The 16,327-nt window shown below is 64.5% G+C and carries 15 protein-coding genes; 3 read left to right on the top strand and 12 right to left on the bottom strand.

Annotated elements, in window-relative coordinates; genetic code table 11:
- The first annotated feature begins 110 nt into the window (after positions 1-110).
- Positions 111-1,205, top strand: a complete 1,095-nt coding sequence (locus tag K5658_RS05170; RefSeq protein WP_221065904.1) for a calcium-binding protein — start codon at positions 111-113, stop codon at positions 1,203-1,205.
- A 92-nt stretch (positions 1,206-1,297) separates the two neighbouring features.
- Here the strand turns inward: K5658_RS05170 and K5658_RS05165 are convergent, their stop codons facing one another.
- The 7 genes from K5658_RS05165 to K5658_RS05135 all read right to left on the bottom strand — a co-directional run bounded on the left by K5658_RS05165 (position 1,298) and on the right by K5658_RS05135 (position 8,237).
- Positions 1,298-2,632, bottom strand: coding sequence for a TolC family outer membrane protein (locus K5658_RS05165; RefSeq protein WP_221065903.1), 1,335 nt, complete (start codon positions 2,630-2,632; stop codon positions 1,298-1,300).
- A gap of 3 nt (positions 2,633-2,635) precedes the next feature.
- Positions 2,636-3,964, bottom strand: a complete 1,329-nt coding sequence (locus K5658_RS05160) for an HlyD family type I secretion periplasmic adaptor subunit (protein WP_221065902.1) — start codon at positions 3,962-3,964, stop codon at positions 2,636-2,638.
- Positions 3,965-3,985: 21 nt separating this feature from the next.
- A complete protein-coding gene (locus K5658_RS05155; RefSeq protein WP_221065901.1) occupies positions 3,986-5,758 on the bottom strand; it encodes a type I secretion system permease/ATPase in 1,773 nt (590 codons plus the stop codon).
- Positions 5,759-5,902: 144 nt separating this feature from the next.
- The gene (locus tag K5658_RS05150) at positions 5,903-6,907 is read right to left on the bottom strand and encodes an NAD(P)H-dependent glycerol-3-phosphate dehydrogenase (protein WP_221066904.1); all 1,005 of its coding nucleotides are present in this window, start codon (positions 6,905-6,907) and stop codon (positions 5,903-5,905) included.
- Between the two features lie 18 nt (positions 6,908-6,925).
- Positions 6,926-7,399, bottom strand: coding sequence for a protein-export chaperone SecB (secB, locus tag K5658_RS05145; RefSeq protein ID WP_221065900.1), 474 nt, complete (start codon positions 7,397-7,399; stop codon positions 6,926-6,928).
- A gap of 49 nt (positions 7,400-7,448) precedes the next feature.
- The gene (locus K5658_RS05140; RefSeq protein WP_246628572.1) at positions 7,449-7,847 is read right to left on the bottom strand and encodes a rhodanese-like domain-containing protein; all 399 of its coding nucleotides are present in this window, start codon (positions 7,845-7,847) and stop codon (positions 7,449-7,451) included.
- Positions 7,848-7,925: 78 nt separating this feature from the next.
- Positions 7,926-8,237 carry an ArsR/SmtB family transcription factor gene (locus K5658_RS05135; RefSeq protein ID WP_221065898.1) on the bottom strand — a complete coding sequence of 104 codons (312 nt, stop codon included), beginning with the start codon at positions 8,235-8,237 and terminating at the stop codon, positions 7,926-7,928.
- Positions 8,238-8,545: 308 nt separating this feature from the next.
- Here K5658_RS05135 and K5658_RS05130 point away from each other — a divergent pair, with 308 nt between their 5' ends.
- Complete coding sequence (locus K5658_RS05130) at positions 8,546-9,682, top strand: murein hydrolase activator EnvC family protein (RefSeq protein WP_246628571.1); 1,137 nt, start codon at positions 8,546-8,548, stop codon at positions 9,680-9,682.
- 43 nt (positions 9,683-9,725) lie between these two features.
- Positions 9,726-11,069: a S41 family peptidase gene (locus tag K5658_RS05125; RefSeq protein ID WP_221065897.1), complete on the top strand. Its 1,344-nt coding sequence runs from the start codon at positions 9,726-9,728 to the stop codon at positions 11,067-11,069.
- Positions 11,070-11,101: 32 nt separating this feature from the next.
- Here the strand turns inward: K5658_RS05125 and K5658_RS05120 are convergent, their stop codons facing one another.
- From K5658_RS05120 to K5658_RS05100, 5 genes are all read right to left on the bottom strand, one after another.
- Entirely contained in the window at positions 11,102-12,967 is a 1,866-nt protein-coding gene (locus tag K5658_RS05120; RefSeq protein WP_221065896.1) for a hypothetical protein, read from the bottom strand.
- Positions 12,930-13,349, bottom strand: a complete 420-nt coding sequence (locus K5658_RS05115; protein WP_221065895.1) for a putative lipoprotein — start codon at positions 13,347-13,349, stop codon at positions 12,930-12,932. The genes K5658_RS05120 and K5658_RS05115 overlap by 38 nt, the downstream gene beginning before the upstream one ends.
- A 41-nt stretch (positions 13,350-13,390) precedes the next feature.
- Positions 13,391-13,945 carry a lipid-binding SYLF domain-containing protein gene (locus tag K5658_RS05110; protein WP_221065894.1) on the bottom strand — a complete coding sequence of 185 codons (555 nt, stop codon included), beginning with the start codon at positions 13,943-13,945 and terminating at the stop codon, positions 13,391-13,393.
- Between the two features lie 164 nt (positions 13,946-14,109).
- Entirely contained in the window at positions 14,110-14,592 is a 483-nt protein-coding gene (locus tag K5658_RS05105) for a DUF934 domain-containing protein (RefSeq protein ID WP_221065893.1), read from the bottom strand.
- The gene (locus K5658_RS05100; protein WP_221065892.1) at positions 14,579-16,231 is read right to left on the bottom strand and encodes a nitrite/sulfite reductase; all 1,653 of its coding nucleotides are present in this window, start codon (positions 16,229-16,231) and stop codon (positions 14,579-14,581) included. The genes K5658_RS05105 and K5658_RS05100 overlap by 14 nt, the downstream gene beginning before the upstream one ends.
- Positions 16,232-16,327 lie beyond the last annotated feature (96 nt).

Raw genomic sequence — 16,327 nt, 5'->3', positions numbered from 1 at the left:
CGGGCGTCCGGGCGCGGCTATCTGCCGTAACGCTTTGCCCTTAAAATCCAAGCCGTCGCGGATTCCCAGCCCCGGCGACGGCCCCTCCCCCAGCACAGAGCGATTCCCCCATGAGCAATACCCTCCCCACCACCGGCCACAACCATGTCGCTATCGCCCCAGGTGCCAGCCTGGCCTTGGCCGCCGCCGATTTCCCCTTTTCCGACGCCGATGCGGGCGACTCCCTCCAGAAAATCCTGATCCTGAACCCGCCCGCCGAAGGCCAACTCCTGCTCGACGGACAAGCGGTCGCGGCGCAAACCACCCTCCCGGTCGGCGACCTCGCCAACCTCAGCTATCAAGCCCCGGCCTACCAGCCGTCGAACCCCTTCGGGACTTGGGTCCAACACCTCACCTTCAAGGTCAACGATGGACAGGCCTGGTCCCAGGACAGCGGCACCCTGGACTTCTTCATCACCCCGCCCACCAGCACGGCCAGCAATCCGGTCTGGACCGGCGACAGCGCCAACCCCCTCGACGACACCCACAAGGGTTCCGCCAAACCGGACCTGATGATCGGCTACGGCGGCAACGACAAGCTCACCGGCCTGGGCGGCAACGACCAATTGTTCGGCGAGGACGGCAACGATGCCCTCTATGGCGGGGCGGGCGGCGACTACCTCTCCGGCGGGGCGGGCGGCGACACCCTGACCGGCAGCGCGGGCAAGGACGCCCTCAGGGGCGGCGACGGCAGCGACACGCTCTACGGCGGCAACGGCAAGACCGCCAAGCAGGGCGCGGGTTCGGGCGGCGACGCCCTCAATGGCGGCGGCGGCAACGACAAGCTCTACGGCGGGGATGGCTCCGACCTTTTGATCGGCGGCGCGGGCAGCGATATCCTGGACGGCGGCAAGGGCAAGGACAACTATGGCTACAGCACCGACGACCTCGTGGCGAACACCCAGGACACGGTCTACGCCACCGCCGGGGACCGGCTTTTGTTCACGGCCCCGGTGTGGGACGGCCTGCATGTGGGTTCCTCGGCGGCGGGCGGGATCGACGCCGACCACCCCATCGCCTTCGTGCCGGGTTCGGGCCAGAATCCCGGCCTGCTCGAATTCGATATCAACCAGGACGGGCAATTCGTCGAAAAGGACGATTTCTCCGTCAAGCTGGTCGGCGTCCACCAGCTCGCCGTCTCGGGGGACGGCTTCGTGCTGACCTGAGCGGCCCGCGTTCCGGGCCGGATATGGAAAAGCCCGCCATCCTTCGGGATGGCGGGCTTTTCCGGTCCAGGGGGGCGGGTTCGGAACAGCGCCTAGCGCTTGGGCTTGGCCCCGGCCAGCCAGCCGTTGATGTCCTCGATATCGCGCAGGGACAGGGAGCCGCTCCACAGCCGCAAAGCCACCAGGGACCGGATATAGTCGTACCGCGCCCCGGCATATTCGAACCGGGCCTTGAGCAGGTTCTTCTTGGATTCGAGCAGGGCCACGATGGTGGCGACCCCGAGTTCGTAGCTCTTTTCCTGGGCCACGCGGGCCTTCTCGCGGAACTCGATCTCCTTGGCGGTGGAATCCACCTTGGCCCGGCCGGTACGGGCGTTGAGGTAGGCGGTGCGGATTTCCTTGTCGATTTCGCGCTGCCGTTCCACCCGCTTTTCCTGGGTGGTCTGGTAACGCGCCACCGCCTCCTTCGCCGCGGCCTCGATCTCCCCGCCCGAATAGATCGGCACGTTGAGCTGCACTCCGACGCTGGCCGAGTTGTAGCGCCCAATCGGACGGTTGTCGTAGCCCTGGTTGTCGGAATAGATTTCGGACATCTGCAAGGACAATTGCGGCAGATGCTGGGCGCGGGCGCTGCCTATCGCGGCCTCGGCGGCGTCGAGGGCGTATTGCAAGGCCTTGAGGGCGGGATGGTTGGTGTTGGCCTCGCGCACCCATTCGTCCACCTGTCCCGGCACCTCCGGCAGGCGGTCGCGGGCCAGGGGGGCCAAGTCGGGCACCGGCATCCCGGTGGTTTCGCGCAGCTTTTCCAAGGCCACGGCCTTGGCGTTGCCGACCTCGATCTCGTGGGTCAGGAGGGTCTGGTAATAGGCCTCGACCTCGTAGAGATCGGTCACCATCGCCATCTGCCGCTCGTACATCCTGCGGATGCGCTGCATCTCGCTGGTGGTCAGCGCCTTCTCGCCCTCGACATAGCTCATCTCGTCCACCGCCTCCAGCACCATGAAATAGCGGTCGATCAGATCGGCGGTGGTCGCCATCCGCACCGCTTCCAATTCCTGCTCGGTCTGTTGGATCGAGGCGCCGGCGCTTTGATAGCCCAGGTAGGACGGCAGATCGAACAACGCCTGCCGGGCCTGGATCACCCCACGCATCCCCTGATAGTCGTCCACGCTGTAGCCGGGGAGCCTGCCGCGGTCCTGCCGGAACTCGTTCCAGCTGTAATTGCCGACCGCCATCACCTGCGGCAGCAATTTGCTCAGGGCTTGGTCGCGCTGGGCATGGGCCTGGTCGATGGTGTATTCCTTGCCCTTCAGCACCGGATTGGTGGCGAGGGTCTGTTCGTACAATTGCAGCAGGTCCACCGGCCCCGCGGCCTGGGCCAGCCCCGCCCACAGCGCCAGGGCCAAACTCGGATAAAGTCTACGCAAGGCTCAATCCTCGATGAAGGAACGGGCGAAGGTGTCGGTGAGCGGGCGGGTGAGGTATTCCAGCAGGGTCCGCGCCCCGGTGTTGATGAGGACCTCGGCGGGCATCCCCGGCACCAGTTCCAGATGCTGGCCGGCCAAATCCTTCAAACCCTCCGGCGATACCTCGACCCGCGCCAGATAGTAGGGCATGGCCTCCGGCTGGCGCTCGTCGACCAAGCGGTCGGCGGACAGGCTGGAGAGCCTGCCGTCGATCTTGGGGGTTTCCCTGGATTTGAAGGCGGTGAAGCGGATTTCGGCCTGCTGCCCGACCTTGACCCGGTCGATATCGTTGGGCGAGACGTGGGCCTCGACGATCAGCTTTTCGTTCTGCGGCACGATATCGAGGATATGGCCGCCGGGCTGGATCACCGCGCCCAGGGTATGCACCGCCAAGCCCATGACCATGCCGGCCTCGGGCGCCTTGACCACGGTGCGTTGCACGGTGGCCTCCACCGACTGGATTTTCTCGCGTAGCTCGAAGCTCTGGGCCTGGACCTCGACCAGTTCCTTGGCGACCTCGCGCTGCAATTCCTTCTTCAATTGCAGGATTTTGAGTTCGGTTTCGCTGATCTGGAGTTCGGTGGCGGCGATATCGGCCACCAATTCGCCCAACTGGCCCTCGCTCTGGGCCAGGCTGCGTTCCAGTTCGCGGACCTTCTGCTTCTCGGTGAAGCCTTCTTCCAACAGGCTGGCATAATCCTTCAACTCGCCGCGGTAGGACTCGACCAAACGCTCGCGGCTCTGGCGCTGGGAACGCAGGCCGTTGGCCTTGGCCTTCAATTGCTCGACTTGGCGTTGATAGACGGCGATCTCGCCCTCGTGGGCGGTCTTCCGCACCGCGAAGGTCTGGCTCTGCACCCGGATGGCGTCCTGCACCCTGGGATCGTCGCGCCGGGCCAGCAAATCCGGGGGATAGGCCACCCCGGCCAACCCGTCGCGCTGGGCCACCAAACGGGCCTCGCGGGCGGCGGCGATGTAGTACTCGCCGCGCAGCACTTCGAGCTGGGCCTTGGGCTGGGTGTTGTCGAGGGTCACGAGGACTTGGTCCTTCTTCACCGTTTCGCCGTCGCGGACCTGGAGGGTCTCGATGATGCCGCCTTCGAGGTGCTGGACGGTCTTGCGGTAGCTTTCCACCGTGATGACGCCGGGGGCCAGGGCGGCGCTGTCCAGGGGGGCCAGGGCCGCCCAGCCGCCGAACACGCCGAACACCAGCAGCACGGTGACGAGGCCGATGCGGCGGGCGGGACGGTCGTCGTCGGGCAAGGCCGGGGTCGTATTGGGTACGGATGACATGGGCTAGGGTTCGCTGCGGGATTAGGAGGAAGCGGCCTGCCCGATGCGGGCGGGCGCGGCGGGCTGGACCGGGCGCGGCTGGGCGGTTTGCTGGGGTTGGTTCAGCTTGGCCAGCACCTCGTCCCTGGGGCCGCACAGGGCCACCTGCCCCTCGACCAGCATCAACACGTTATCCACCTGGGCCAGCATATTGGTCCTATGGGTGATGACGATCACGGTCTTGCCCTGGCGCTTGAGTTCGGCCAGGGTGGCGATCAAAGCCATGTCGCCGGCTTGGTCGAGGTTGGAATTGGGTTCGTCCAAGATGACGACGCGGGGATCGCCGTGCAGGGCGCGGGCCAGCCCCAAGCGCTGCTGTTGTCCCGCCGACAACACGCCGCCGTTGCCGAGCAGCCGGGTATCGTAGCCCTGCGGCAGGCGCAGGATCATGTCGTGGATACCGGCGGCCTTGGCGGCGGCGACCACTTTTTCCGGGTCGATCTCGCCGAAGCGGGCGATGTTCTCGCTGACCGTACCGTCCAGCAATTCCACATCCTGGGGTAGATAGCCGATGTATTGGCCGAGTTGCCTACGGTCCCAGTGCAGGATATCGGCCCCGTCCAGCCGCACACAGCCCTTGGCCGGGCGGTATAGCCCCAGGATGCCGCGCACCAGGGTCGATTTGCCGGCGGCGCTGGGTCCGATGATGGCGAGTTGGGTGCCGGGTTCCAGCACCAGGTTGATGCCCTTGATGACCGGCTCCTGGGCGCCGGGCGGGACGATGACCAATTGTTCCAGGGCGATGCGGCCTTGCGGCGCGGGCAAGGGCATGGGGGGTTGGCGCTCCGGCACCGCCGCCAACAAGCGGTCCAGCCGGTGATAGGCTTCGCGGGCGGTGAGGAAACCGCGCCAATTGCTGATCATCAAATCCAAAGGGGCCAAGGCCCGGCCCAGCAGGATGGAACCACCGATCATCAAGCCCGGCGTGATTTCCTTGTGCAAGGCCAGATACGCGCCCAAACCCAAGGCCAGCGATTGGATGGTGAGGCGGTAGGTTTTCCCCAACATGCTAATCAAGCCGGCCTTGGCGCTGGCGTGGCCTTGCAGGGACAGCATTTTCACCTGTTTCTGTTGCCAACGGGCACGCAGCGGTTCGTGCATGCCCATGGCCTCGATCACCTCGGCGTTGCGGAGGTTGCGCTGGGTGAATTGGCTGGCCTCCGCCGCCTCGCGGTTGGCCTGTTCCAGATGGGAACGGGTGGCGAGTTCGTTCCACACCGCCAGCACGCCCAGGACGATGGCGGACACCACCGCCAATGCGCCGAAGGCCCAATGGAACAGGAACATCAACACCAGATAAATCGGCATCCAAGGCGCGTCGAAAAAGGCGAACAAACCCGGCCCGGTCAGGAATTGGCGCAGTTGCAGCAAATCGCCCAAAGGCTGGGCGGTCGCCATCCGCCCGCCGGTCGCCAGCGCCTGGGCGAACACCGAATCGAACACCCGGTTCCCCAGCAATTGATCCAGCCGGGTGCTGGTGGAAATCAGGATTTGCGAGCGCACCCATTCCAACCCACCCATCACCAGGAACAGGAATACCGCGATCAAAGTCAGCATGAAGAGGGTGGATTCGCTGCCGCTACCGATAACCTTGTCGTAGACCGCCATCATGTAGAACGACGGCACCAGCAACAGCAGGTTGACGAACAGGCTGAAGAATCCGGCGAACATGAACGAGCCTTTGCAGGCCGCGAAAGCCTTGCCCAGGTCGGATTCCGCGAAACTGGACCGACCGTTGCCTTGGGATGGGGTCATGGATGCCGGAACTCCGTGCTTTATATCGATGGATCAACAAGGTTCGGGAAGGCCGTGGCCGGAGCGCGGCGGCCTCGGCCTGGGGGGGACATCCTTGTCGATCTTCCTGGAAAGCATAGCGGGGATTGCGGGGTTGCCCCCGGATCAAGCCCAGGCTTCGGACTTGGGCTCCCGGATCAGGAGGTTCCGTACCGCTTCCAAGGGGGCGAGTCCTTCGTAAAGAATCCTGTAGGTCTGTTCGGTGATCGGCATCTCGATGCCATGGCTCCGGGCCAGGCCATGGAGGATCTTGGCCGTGGGAATGCCTTCGATCTCCTGGCCGATGCGGGCGGCGACCTCCGCCCTGGATTCGCCCCAGCCCAGGCCCAGACCGAACCGGCGGTTGCGCGATTGGTTGTCGGTACAGGTCAGGAGCAAATCGCCGACCCCGGCCAGCCCCATGAAGGTCTCGGGCTTGCCGCCCAGGGCCAGGCCCAGCCGGGTCATTTCCGCCAGCCCGCGGGTGATGAGGGCGGCGCGGGCATTGGCCCCGAAACCCAGGCCATCCGCCACCCCGGCGGCGATGGCCAGGACGTTCTTGGTGGCCCCGCCCAATTGCACGCCGACGATATCGTCGCTGCTATAGGCGCGGAACCGCTCGTTGTGCAGGAGGTTGACCAGGGCCGCCGCGAATTCGGGATTTTTCGAGGCCACGGTCATGGCGGTGGGCTGGTTGGCGGCGACCTCGCCCGCGAAAGTGGGACCGGACAGCGCCGCCATCGGCACGTCCGGCCCGAACACCGCCGCCGCCACCTCGTGCAGCAAGCGCCCGCTTTCCAATTCCAAGCCCTTGGTGGCCCAGGCGATGCGGGGCCGCGGCGGCAGATGGGGGCGGACCTCGGCCAGCAAGGCCCCGAAGGCATGGCTGGGTACGGAGACGACGAGGAATTCGGACTCCGCCACCGCCGCGGGGAGTTCCGCGACGGGGTGGAGGGAGGCGGGGAACCGGACTTCGGGCAGATAGCGCCGGTTCAGGCGCTCGGCCTGGAGGGCCGCGATGTGGGCGGGATGGTGGCCCCAGAGCTTGACCCCGTGGCCGTTCCGCGCCAGCAAGATCGCCAGCGCGGTGCCCCAGGAACCCGCCCCCAATACCGATACCTTAGCCATGATGGCGCGACAACCCCGTCCTCAATGATTGGTCGGGGCTTCCGCCTGTTGCTGCTGCAATTGCTGGAGATGCTGCATGTAGAGCGCGTCGAAGTTGACCGGGGCCAGCAGCATCGGAGGGAACCCGCCCTTGATGACCAGATCGGACACCGCCTCGCGGGCGTAGGGGAACAGCACGGTGGGGCAATAGCTGCCGAGCAGGTGGCCGTATTCCTGCTCTTGGAAGCCCAGGATCGAAAAAATCCCGGCTTGGCAGATTTCGACCAGATAAGCGGTCTTGTCGCCGACCTTCACGGTCAGGGTCACGGTCAGGCCGACCTCGAACAGACCTTCCTGAAGCTGCTGGGCATTGCTCGCCAGGTTGAACTCGACCTTGGGCTCCCAATTGAGGGTGAAAACCTCGGGGGAATGCGGGGTCTCGAACGACACATCCTTGACGTAAATCTTTTGCAGGGCGAACTGGCGTTCCGGCTGCTGCGCGTTTGCTTCGGCCATGGGGTTTGCTTTCCTATGCTGGGGTTAAAAAATGGGGATTGAGGGGGGGTTATTTCTTGCCGCCGCGCTTCCGGGTCACGGGAAGCTTCTGGTCTTCCCAGGCCAACATGCCGCCGCTCAACTCGAACACCTGGGTGAAGCCCTGGGCCAGCAGCTGCTTGCAGGCCGGCTGGGAACGGGTGCCCGACTGGCAGGTCACGATCACCGGGCTTTGCTTGTGGGGTTCAAGCTCCAAGGCGCTTTCGAGCTTCGCCAAGGGGACATTGCGGGCTCCTTCGATATGGCCCTGGTCGAACTCGTTCGGCTCGCGGACATCCAGCACCAAGGTGTTGTCGTCGTTCATCAAGGCCACGGCCTCGATGGGTGAAACGGTCTTGTGCTTGCGGGTCAGGCTCTCGATAAAATCCTGGATCAGCAGGATGATAACAATAAACAGCCCGCTGCTCATGATCCAATGATTGCCGATAAATTCAACGAGCCGATCAAAAGTAACGTTCATAGGGTGGATTCTCGATACGGGATGGAATCAGCGGTGACAAAACAATTCCCTCATCAGCTCGATCAACTGTAGGGTACGTTGGTCATCGACATAATAGTAAACGCGGTTGGCATCTTTCTTACAGGCAAGGATGCCCTTGTTCCGCAGTATCCCCAGGTGTTGGGAAATGTTGCTTTGGGTGGTGCCGACCTGCTCGACGATCTCCTGGACGCTGACCTTGTCCTTGCCCAGGACACACAGGATTTTGAGCCGCAAGGGGTGGGACATGGCTTTCAGGCAGTTGGCCGCTTGCTCGATATCCGACGCCTCCGTGATCAATCTCTCCTGCGTTCCGGTCATGTATGCCCCCCATCGTGTAAGCGGTGGACGCCGCGGACCACCTTCACGGCAGACGACGAGCGTGCGAAAAAAGGTTAGAATCGCCCTTGGTATTTGCCGTGTCCGGCGGGTTTCCGGGATCACCGGGCTTGAACCAAGCGAGGGATTATACTTTGAAGTCGCAGCCGCCTAAACCCGCCGTCCCGATGGGCCGCGGCGACAGCGGTCCCCACGGCCCCGGCACCATGGACTCGGGCACCCCGTCCCGCCGGGCCGCTTCCTCCCGGACCGTGCCTTCCCACCCCCAACCGCTTTGAGGCGGATAGGTTTTGTCGCCCCTGCCAGCCCTAGCCTTGCTTTGCCTCGCGCTGTCCACCAAACCCGGCACCGCGGCCCCCGGCGCGGAACCCCAACAGGAATTGGAAGCGGTCCAGGAACGCCTCGATTCGGCCCGGAAATCCCGCGACGAGATGGAAACCCAGAAAACCGCGCTCGACGAACAACTGGCCGATATCGAGCGCAAGCACGGCCAGACCTTCAAGGCCGTCAAGACGCTGGAAGCCGAAGCGCGGAAGCGCGCCCAACGCCTGGAAGACCTCAAGCGCCAGCGCCTCGCCCTCTTGGCCTCGGTGGAACGCCAGCACCGCGCCCTGGCGGGACAAGCCCGCGCCGCCTACGGGTTGGGCCAACGCGATTGGCTCAAGCTCCTCTTGAACCAAGAAGAACCCGCCCGGCTCGCGCGTGTGTTAGCCTATTATCGATATTTGAATTTGGCCCGGGCCGCGCTGCTGCAAGAGATCGACCGCGAGCTGGCCGCCGCCCAACGCCTGGGCGATGAACTTTCACAGGAAACGCAACGTCTCAACGAGACCCGCCAGCACATCCTCGAAGAACGCCACGCACTGGAAGAATCGAGGCGCCAACGGCGCGGCCTCCTGGCCCAGTTGGAACACCAACTCCGCGACAAGGACGCCGAACTCCGGCGGCTCCAGGAAGACGAGCAACACCTGCGGGACTTATTGACCACGCTGGAAACCGCGCCCCCGACCGGGAATGACGACCTCCACCCGCCCTCCCCCGCCCCCGACGCCCATCCGACCTGCCCGGTGCAGGGCCGCCTGGTCGGACAATTCGGCAGCCCCCGGATGAACGGTCGCTGGGACGGCCTGTTGATCGCCGCCGAGGAAGGCACCCCGGTGCGGGCCGTCGCGGAAGGCCAAGTGGTCTATTCCGACTGGTTGCGCGGTTACGGTTTGCTCACCATCGTCGATCATGGCGACGGGGTAATGAGCCTGTATGCTTACAATCAAAGCTTGAACAAAGAAGTAGGGGAACGGGTGGCGGCGGGCGAGGTGATCGCCACGGTCGGCACCAGCGGCGGCCGGGCGGAACCCGCCCTTTATTTCGGAATCCGGGAACAGGGCCGGGCGGTCAACCCCCTGCCATGGTGCAACCGCGCCCATTGATGGCCCTTGTAAATTCGTGGCGTTTTTGTTGACGGGAAAACCTATGTTGCGACAGAGAAATCTTCTAACCCTTACCCTAGGCGTCGCGCTCGGCGCTACGATCAGCCTCGGCGGCAGCGCGCTGGCCGAGAAAGAAGCCGGGGGCGACGTGAACTCGATTCCTTTCGAGGGATTGAAGACCTTCTCGGAGGTTTACGGGCGCATCCGCCAGGATTACGTCGAGCCCGTCACCGACGACAAACTGCTCGAAGACGCCATCCGCGGCATGTTGACCGGACTCGACCCGCATTCGGCCTATCTCGACAAGGAGCAATACAACGAACTCAAGGTCGGCACCACCGGCCAGTTCGGGGGCTTGGGGATCGAGGTCGGCATGGAGAACGGCTTCGTCAAGGTGATCTCGCCCATCGACGACACCCCGGCCCAGAAGGCCGGCGTCAAGGCCGGCGATCTCATCATCCGCCTCGACGACAAGCCGGTGAAGGGCATGAGCCTCAACGACGCGGTCAAGCTCATGCGCGGCGAACCCGGCAGCCCCATCGTGCTGACCATCGTGCGCGAAGGCGTGGAACAGCCGATCAAGATCAAGCTGGTGCGCGACATCATCAAGGTGAAAAGCGTCAAGAGCCGCTTGCTGGAAGACGGCTATGGCTATGTCCGCATCACCAGCTTCCAATCCAAGACCGGCGACAACGTCCTCGAAGCCCTCGGCGATTTACGCAAGAACGGCGAGTTGAAAGGGCTGGTGCTGGACCTCCGCAACAATCCCGGCGGCGTCCTCAACGCGGCAGTCGCGGTCAGCGACGCCTTCCTCGACGACGGCCTGATCGTCTACACCGATGGCCGGGTCGAGGATTCCAAGATGCGGTTCAACGCCACCCCCAGCGACGTACTGAACGGCGCCCCCATCGTGGTGCTGATCAATTCCGGTTCGGCCTCGGCCTCGGAGATCGTGGCCGGTGCCCTGCAAGACCACAAACGCGCCATCATCATGGGCGAAAAGACCTTCGGCAAAGGCTCGGTGCAGACCATCCTGCCGACCAGCAATGGCGGAGCGGTCAAGCTGACCACGGCCCGCTACTACACGCCTTCGGGCCGCTCGATCCAGGCCGAGGGCATCGCGCCCGACGTGCCGATTTCCAAGGTGAAGCTGGAAGCGGTGGCGCAATCCGAGTTCGCCCCGATCAAGGAAGCCGATTTGGTCAACCACCTCGACAACAAGACCAAGAAGGAAGAACCGAAGAAGGACGAAGCCAAGAGCGCCGAGGACAAGGAAGAAGCCCTGGCCTTGCAGGATTATCCCTTGAACGAAGCGCTGAACCTGCTCAAGGGCATCAACATCGTCCGCCATCGCGGCGGCAGCACCGCCGTGACCAAGAAGAACTGAGGCGCGGCGTAGGCGCGGGTTCCGGCCCGCGCCTACGGAGTGCCGCCCCCCTCCCGGACGCCCTCGAAACTCCCCTTCCGTATATTGGCGAACGCCAATTCCGGCAGGCTGAACAAGGCCCCGCGCAAGCCTTCCCGCAATAATTCACCCCGGTCGAACGGAACCGCCACCAGCCCCAAGGCCGCCCCGGCCAGGCCATAGGCCAGATTCACCGTCCCGTACAAGGGCCGCGTCCAGAACACCTGCTCGGTGAACAACAGGAACAGCGTATCCCCCGGTTTGGGCCGGTAGAAGCTGGACGTCAGGGTGGTGGATTCCGCCGCGAAGACCGGCCAGTCCGCGCCCAGCGCCGCGAACCGGCCCAGCCTGCGGTTGCGGTAGGATGGCAAGACCGCGACCGGCCCGGCCCGGAACCGTTGCCGGACCAGACCGAACCACCGGAACGGCACGAAGCCCAAAGCCTCGCCCGGTGCCAGATAACCCCCCAGCGCCGCCCGCGCTTGCGCCTCCGAATCGAAGGCCGAATCCACCGCCCGGACCAACTCGGTCACGCAATTGCGCCGGACCAGATCATAGGGATAAAGCGCTTCCAACTGTTCCCGGAAATACCCGGCCCGCGCCCGCGCTTCCCGTTCCGCCCGCGCCAGGACGCCGGATTCCAACCGGGGCCGGGGCGCATCGACCGCGCCCCAGCCGGAAGGCGGCTCCACCCGGCGGGCATAGCGGACGGGCTGGCGTTCGGCCAGGCCGCGCCGGATTTCGGCGATCTGGGAGGCATGGTGTTCGAGTTGGTTGTACGCCTGCTCGTCCGGCTCCTCCAGGGCAAACACCGCACGGCGCAAACCCGGCCATCCATCCCGCAAGCGCCCCAGCAGCGCATCCAGCGGCCCGGTTTGGCTTTCGACCTGGGTGAACAGCTCCGCCCGGCCCGGAGGCGGCAAGGCGTCCAGCAACAGCAATCGGTCGCGGGCCAGGGATTCGGCCACCGCCAGATACCGCGCCAAGGCCAGCAACAACGGGAAACCCCGCTCGGGCGTTCCGCCGCCGATATCGGCCACGATGGCTTCCGCCAAGCGCTCCCGGTAAGCCGCCAGCCACGCCCGCTCCGCGCCGGACAAGGAGTGGCCGGGGGCCGCGTCGATCAACACGCCCTCTCGCAAACCCCAGGATTCCAGCACCACCCGCCACGCCAACCAACGTGAACACAGGTCTTCCCAATGCCGTGAAGCACCCGGCGGATACAGCGGATAACGATCCAAGGCGGGCGCGTCGGTCGTCGGCGGCGGACGATAGGCCGAACCCGCAAGCGCCTGGGCCAGTCGCTTCGGTTCGCGGACCGCGGAATCCGGGCCGTAGCGTCGTTCCAGCGCGGCACGCAATCCGGCCAAACCGGCTTGCGGTCCCAGCCCCGGCGCAAAAAATCCCCCGCCCCGCATCTCGAAGCGCCGCCCTTCCCGGAGCGCGGCCAGCCATTCCGCGTCGCGCTCCAAGGCGGCGAGCCGTTCGACATGGCGGTTCTGCACCAGGAACAGAAGGTCCAGCCGGTCGGCCACCCGTTCCCGGTCGGCGGCTTCGACCGGGATTTCGGCCCGATGGAGATTGCGGTTTTCGAGGTCGTTGTAGACGAAGCGGAAGCGCTCCCAAGGCTCGCGCACCAGCCGGGTATAGCCCTGGTCGTTGGTGAAATGGTAAACCTCCGGCCCGATCCCGAGCGCGGCATGGCCACCGCTGGAACCGCCGACATTGGCGTCGATGTAGATGAAACCGAGGGAGGCGGGGTTGGCCGATACCGGCGGGGCCAGCCCGGAGAGGCAGAACACCAGCGGCGCGAACCAGCGCCGCCGCTTCGCAAGGCCCGGCCTAATAGCGATAACCTTCCTGGATATAGCGCTGGGCATTCTTATCGCCCAGCAGCACTTCCTGGAGGAAGGGCTGCTTGCCGATATCGGTCTGCGGCACGCCGGCCTTCTTCAAACCCTTGCCGATGCCGTAATAGGTCGCCTTCTCGTGCCGCCAATCGCTGATATTGTGCTGCATGGCGATCCGGCCCACGGCGGTGGGGAATTCCTGCGGCCCCAAGGAAGACCCGGCGATGGAATAGGTCAGGCTGGCGATATCGTCGCGGTAGGTGATCTTATCCTTGCCGATCCCGTCCTTCGGGCTGGACGAGCCGGAAATGGAACCCACCGAATCGGAGATCGAGCCGATGGAATGCGAAATGGAACAGCCCGCGAGCAGCGCCGCCAGCAGGGAAACGAATAGAACCAAGCGATTCGGCATGATGAACCCCGAGTATGGAAACGGACGCGGCGAGCGCGGCCTCATGGATTGATGCGGGTGATTTTGGAGCCTTGCAAGCCCAGGCCGGCCATCAAGCCTTTCTGGTCGAACACGAAACCATAAATATCGTGCTGCAAGGTGGTGGTGGTCATGCTCTTCGCCTTGCCGGCATCGAGGATCACGATACTGGGACCGACCCCGATTTCCCAGCCGTTGGATTGATCCAAATAGTCCAGCGCCCCATCGCTCATGAAGAACAGCGCATAGCCGAAGGACTGCACCCCGGCCTGCAAGCCATAGGAGAACGCCGAGTTATTGTAATAGCCCGCCGTGCGGCCATGCTTGCGCAGCACGCCATCGCCGTAATACGCCCCGAACATGAAGCCGCCCTTGACGATATCGGGGAAGACCAGGATGCCCTTGGCCCGCGCCGCCAGTTTGCGGGCTTCGGGCGAACTGTCGTATAGCTTCCTCAGGGCGAAATCGGAGTCGCGGTCGAGTTGAGCGGCCCGCCCGATGCCGCCGTTGGTTTGGCAGCCGGTCAGGCCGAGCATCAGCGCCAGCAATAAGCCGGCCCACAGTGCGATAGGTCTCATAGCGGTTCTCCTTGAAGGTGGGTTATCCAAACGCAAGCCGGGGCGGGACGACGGCGATTCTACCGGATTCAAGCGCGGGCGACGCCATTCCGAAGCGCCCGCTTCCCTGCCCACGAAAAAGCCCCCGCCTCTCGCGAAACGGGGGCTTCCTCAAGCGCGGGGAATCACGCCCGGCGCCGGTACAAGGGCACGGGGTTATCCACCGCCGCCTGATAGGCCACGCTGAACTCGGTCAGCGCGGGCAGCAGCTTGGCGGGATCGACGCCCTCGGCCAGTTCGAAGGCATCGACCCCGACCCGCGCCAGATAGAACATCTGGTCGCGCAGGAAATCGCCCCTGGCCCGCAGTTCCCCGGCATAGCCGAACCGCTCGCGCAGCAAGCGGGCTTGGCTGAACACCCGGCCGTCGGCGAAATGGGCCATCTCCAACACGACGAGATCGAAGCGGGCGAGGTCGGCCGCGATATCCTCCGGCGCGTCCCCGGCGGCGAGGCGCAGGCCCAAACCCGCCGCGTGGCCGTCCAGGTTGTCCTTCTCCGCCCGCCAGCGTTGCAAGGAAATGCTGGCCTTGCCCGCCGGCAAGGCTTCGTCGTCGGCGACATGCCGCCATTCGTCCGGGACCACCCGGCCCTGCTTAATGATCGCCATAGACGCGCTCCTGGAAAGGTTCGATGCCGATGCGGCGGACGGTGTGGAGGAAAGCCTCGTCGTCCAGGCGCAGTTCGCGGTAGGTCTGGAAAATCGCCTCCATGGCGTGGACCACGTCGTCCTTGGCGATGGCGGGGCCGAGCCGCTCGCCCAGCGAAGCCTCGTTGGCCGAGGAACCGCCCAGGGTGATCTGGTACCACTCCTCGCCCTTTTTATCGACGCCCAGGATGCCGATATGGCCCACGGTATGGTGGCCGCAGCCGTTCATGCAACCCGAGATATTGATGCGGAGGTCGCCCAGGTCGTAGAGATAATCCAGGCTGTCGAAAATCTGCTGGATGCCGTTGGCGATGGGGATGGAAGTGGCGTTGGCCAGCGAGCAGAAATCGAGACCGGGGCAGCTGATGATATCGCTGGCGGTGCCGATATTCGGGGTCGCGAGTTCCAGCGCCCTGAGTTCCTGCCATAGCTCGTACAAATCGGACTGGCGCACATCGGCCAGCACCAGGTTCTGGGTATGGGTGACGCGGATTTCGCCGAAGCTGTAGCGCTCGGCCAAGTCGGCCACTGCGTCCATCTGGCGGTCGGTCATATCGCCGGGCGCGATGCCTGGGGGCTTCAGCGACACGAAGGCCACGCGGTAGCCCGGCACCTTGTGGGCCACGGTGTTGTGGCGGAACCAGGCGGCGAAGGCGGCGTCGCATTGCTTGTGCGCGGCCAGGATGGCGTCATCGGTGGACAGTTCGGCGTAGGGATGGGGCTGGAAGAAGGCTTGCACCCGCTCGATCTCGGCCCGGTCCAATAGCAGCGGCTCGCGGATCGCGGCCCATTCGGCCTCGACCAGTTCGGCGAATTGGTCCTGGCCCAGTTCCTTGACCAGGATTTTGATGCGGGCCTTGTATTTGTTATCGCGGCGACCAAAGCGGTTGTATACCCGGAGGATGGCTTCGAGATAGGACAGGAGATGCCGCTTTTCCAGGAACGGGCGGATCACCACGCCGATGATGGGGGTGCGGCCCAAGCCGCCGCCGACCAAGACCTCGAAGCCGGTTTCGCCGTCGTCGCCCTTGACCAATTGCAGGCCGATGTCATGGACCTGGGTGGCGGCGCGGTCTTTTTGCGCCCCGCTGACCGCGATCTTGAACTTGCGCGGCAGGAAGGCGAATTCGGGATGCAGGGTGGACCATTGGCGGATGATTTCGCAATAAGGCCGCGGGTCTTCCAGTTCGTCCTGGGCCACCCCGGCCAGATGGTCGCTGGTGGTGTTGCGGATGCAATTGCCGCTGGTCTGGATGGCGTGCATTTCGACCGTGGCGAGTTGTTCCAGGATTTCCGGGACTTCCTCCAGCTTGGGCCAGTTGTACTGGATGTTCTGGCGGGTGGTGAAATGGCCGTAGCCCTGGTCGTAGCGGCGGGCGATATGGGCCAGCATCCGCAGTTGGCGCGAGGACAGGAGTCCGTAGGGGATGGCGACCCGCAGCATGGGCGCGTGGCGCTGGATATAGAGTCCATTCATGAGGCGGAGCGGGCGGAATTGGTCTTCGGTCAATTCCCCCGCCAGGAAACGCTCGGTCTGGCCCTTGAACTGGGCCACCCGTTCGTCCACCAGGGTTTGGTCGTAGTTGTCGTAGTGGTACATAAGCCTTCGCAGGTTCCGGCCGGGAAAGACCGATCATTTTACTTGGAAAGAAGGCTAAGCGTCCCGGTAAAAAATGGGAAATAACGTTGGGTGCTA

It is taken from the genome of Methylomagnum ishizawai, assembly GCF_019670005.1.
Lineage (GTDB): Bacteria > Pseudomonadota > Gammaproteobacteria > Methylococcales > Methylococcaceae > Methylomagnum > Methylomagnum ishizawai.
This window is presented reverse-complemented; position numbering and strand designations above follow the sequence as displayed.